The organism is Peptoniphilus harei, assembly GCF_900454685.1.
Lineage (GTDB): Bacteria > Bacillota > Clostridia > Tissierellales > Peptoniphilaceae > Peptoniphilus_A > Peptoniphilus_A harei.
Window position 1 is genome coordinate 1 of the sequence record NZ_UATM01000033.1, and the last position, 3637, is coordinate 3637.

Genomic DNA, 3637 nt, shown 5'->3' on the forward strand with positions numbered 1-3637 from the left:
AAATTGATCCGATGCAAGATCCAAGACATAAGTGTGGGTACTCAACAAAAAGTTGAAATACTTAAGGTTTTATACAGGGGTGCTGACATATTAATTTTTGATGAGCCAACAGCAGTTTTAACCCTCAAGAAATCACAGAATTAATTGACATAATAAAAAACCTTGCAAGAGAAGGAAAATCTATAATTATAATCACCCACAAGCTAAAGGAAATTAAGCAAATGGCCAACAGGTGTACTATCATTAGGCGTGGGAAAAAGATTGACACAGTAAATGTCTCTGATGTCAATGAATCTGAACTTGCAGATATGATGGTGGGAAGAGCTGTTCACCTAGATGTTAATAAGGCTGATTGTAAGGCTGGCGACACAATACTAGATATCAAGGGCCTAACTGCCAGAGACATAAGGAATGTCAAAAAGTTAGATGACTTAAACCTAGATATTAAAGCTGGAGAAATCCATGGTATTGCTGGTGTAGATGGAAATGGTCAATCTGAACTTATTGAAACTTTAACTGGCCTTAAAAAGGCTGAAGCTGGATCTGTAATCTTCAAAGGAGAAGAGATTTTAAACCATAATCCAAGGGATATTATTGAAAGAGGTTTAAATTCTATTCCAGAAGATAGACAGTTACGTGGTCTCGTCCTAGATTTTTCTGTGGCAGAAAATATTATCTTAAAGGAATACTACAAGGCAAGTTTTCTAAAAAGGGAATTTTGGACTTCCCTAAGATAGAAAAGAATGCTGAGGACCTTTCAGAGGACTATGACATTAGACCGAGAAATATAAACCAATTTGCAGGCGCCCTATCTGGTGGTAACCAACAAAAGGTTATTATTGCAAGGGAAATATCTGGTGATCCAGACCTTCTCATTGCAGCCCAACCAACAAGGGGGCTAGATGTTGGTGCCATTGAGTATATTAGGAACTTCTTGATAAAACAAAGGGACAAGGGGAAGGCAGTTCTTCTTATTTCCTTTGAATTAGATGAAATCATGGCTCTTTCAGATAGGATTTCTGTTATTTATAATGGAAAGATCCTAAAGACTTTTGATGCAAAAGAAACTAATGAGAGAGAACTAGGACTTTATATGGCAGGAGGTAAAAATGAAGAGAAATAGGTTTTTATACACAATTCTTGCCATTGTACTTGGTATCTTAATTGGGTCAATTATACTTTTACTAAGTGGGACAAACCCTGTTGAGGCCTACAAGGTAATTTTCTTGGGAGCCTTTGGCAAGCCTAAGTATATTTCTTGGACAATTGTAAAGGCAGTTCCATTAATTTTAACAGGACTTTCAGTTGCCTTTGCCTTTAATACAGGCCTATTTAACATTGGTGCCGAAGGGCAATACATTGTTGGATCCATTGGAGCTTTAGTTGTTGGACTATTACTAGACCTTCCTCCAGTAATCCACGGACTTGTTGCTCTTTTAGTGGGAGCTCTTTGTGGTTACATTTGGGGAGCCTTAGTTGGACTATTAAAGGCAAAATTTGAAGTTAACGAGGTTATTTCATCAATTATGATGAACTGGATTGCCTTTTATCTAAGCAACTATCTATTGAGTTTTCCAATTTTAAGGTCTATTGAATCAGATAACTCCTATCCCATTAAAGAAACTGCTAGCATAAAAATTGCTGGAGCTTGGAAGATGAGTGAATCTGGTAGGGCCTATCTCGCCCAACACAAGTTTTTAAAGGATATTTTAAATCCACCTCTAAATTTTGGTATTATTATCGCTATTTTAGCAGCCTTTTTCATTGAAACCAACAGCGCGAAGTTCGTATCCAAGAGTAGTTTTCTTTAGGATGTACCAAACTACTATGGCTGCTAAAATAGCGATAATAATACCAAAATTTAGAGGTGGATTTAAAATATCCTTTAAAAACTTGTGTTGGGCGAGATAGGCCCTACCAGATTCACTCATCTTCCAAGCTCCAGCAATTTTTATGCTAGCAGTTTCTTTAATGGGATAGGAGTTATCTGATTCAATAGACCTTAAAATTGGAAAACTCAATAGATAGTTGCTTAGATAAAAGGCAATCCAGTTCATCATAATTGATGAAATAACCTCGTTAACTTCAAATTTTGCCTTTAATAGTCCAACTAAGGCTCCCCAAATGTAACCACAAAGAGCTCCCACTAAAAGAGCAACAAGTCCGTGGATTACTGGAGGAAGGTCTAGTAATAGTCCAACAACTAAAGCTCCAATGGATCCAACAATGTATTGCCCTTCGGCACCAATGTTAAATAGGCCTGTATTAAAGGCAAAGGCAACTGAAAGTCCTGTTAAAATTAATGGAACTGCCTTTACAATTGTCCAAGAAATATACTTAGGCTTGCCAAAGGCTCCCAAGAAAATTACCTTGTAGGCCTCAACAGGGTTTGTCCCACTTAGTAAAAGTATAATTGACCCAATTAAGATACCAAGTACAATGGCAAGAATTGTGTATAAAAACCTATTTCTCTTCATTTTTACCTCCTGCCATATAAAGTCCTAGTTCTCTCTCATTAGTTTCTTTTGCATCAAAAGTCTTTAGGATCTTTCCATTATAAATAACAGAAATCCTATCTGAAAGAGCCATGATTTCATCTAATTCAAAGGAAATAAGAAGAACTGCCTTCCCCTTGTCCTTTGTTTTATCAAGAAGTTCCTAATATACTCAATGGCACCAACATCTAGCCCCCTTGTTGGTTGGGCTGCAATGAGAAGGTCTGGATCACCAGATATTTCCCTTGCAATAATACCTTTTGTTGGTTACCACCAGATAGGGCGCCTGCAAATTGGTTTATATTTCTCGGTCTAATGTCATAGTCCTCTGAAAGGTCCTCAGCATTCTTTTCTATCTTAGGGAAGTCCAAAATTCCCTTTTTAGAAAACTTGTCCTTGTAGTATTCCTTTAAGATAATATTTTCTGCCACAGAAAATCTAGGACGAGACCACGTAACTGTCTATCTTCTGGAATAGAATTTAAACCTCTTTCAATAATATCCCTTGGATTATGGTTTAAAATCTCTTCTCCTTTGAAGATTACAGATCCAGCTTCAGCCTTTTTAAGGCCAGTTAAAGTTTCAATAAGTTCAGATTGACCATTTCCATCTACACCAGCAATACCATGGATTTCTCCAGCTTTTAATATCTAGGTTTAAGTCATCTAACTTTTTGACATTCCTTATGTCTCTGGCAGTTAGGCCCTTGATATCTAGTATTGTGTCGCCAGCCTTACAATCAGCCTTATTAACATCTAGGTGAACAGCTCTTCCCACCATCATATCTGCAAGTTCAGATTCATTGACATCAGAGACATTTACTGTGTCAATCTTTTTCCCACGCCTAATGATAGTACACCTGTTGGCCATTTGCTTAATTTCCTTTAGCTTGTGGGTGATTATAATTATAGATTTTCCTTCTCTTGCAAGGTTTTTTATTATGTCAATTAATTCTGTGATTTCTTGAGGGGTTAAAACTGCTGTTGGCTCATCAAAAATTAATATGTCAGCACCCCTGTATAAAACCTTAAGTATTTCAACTTTTTGTTGAGTACCCACACTTATGTCTTGGATCTTGGCATCGGGATCAATTTTGAAACCGTACTTTTCAGAAAGGGCAATTACTCTTCCTTAGCCTTTTTT

The 3637-nt window shown here is 37.0% G+C and carries 4 pseudogenes; 2 read left to right on the forward strand and 2 right to left on the reverse strand.

Going from position 1 to position 3637, the window contains the following annotated elements:
• A pseudogene (locus DRZ96_RS10215) lies at window positions 1–1123 on the forward strand (ABC transporter ATP-binding protein); the annotation flags it as partial.
• Window positions 1110–1766 (forward strand): annotated as a pseudogene (locus DRZ96_RS10220) (ABC transporter permease); the annotation flags it as partial. The pseudogenes DRZ96_RS10215 and DRZ96_RS10220, both read left to right, overlap by 14 nt.
• On the opposite strand, the pseudogene DRZ96_RS10225 reads toward DRZ96_RS10220, so the two are convergent.
• Both DRZ96_RS10225 and DRZ96_RS10230 read right to left on the reverse strand, forming a co-directional pair.
• Window positions 1761–2477 (reverse strand): annotated as a pseudogene (locus DRZ96_RS10225) (ABC transporter permease); the annotation flags it as partial. The pseudogenes DRZ96_RS10220 and DRZ96_RS10225 overlap by 6 nt on opposite strands.
• A pseudogene (locus DRZ96_RS10230) lies at window positions 2464–3619 on the reverse strand (ABC transporter ATP-binding protein); the annotation flags it as partial. The pseudogenes DRZ96_RS10225 and DRZ96_RS10230, both read right to left, overlap by 14 nt.
• Window positions 3620–3637: the final 18 nt, after the last annotated feature.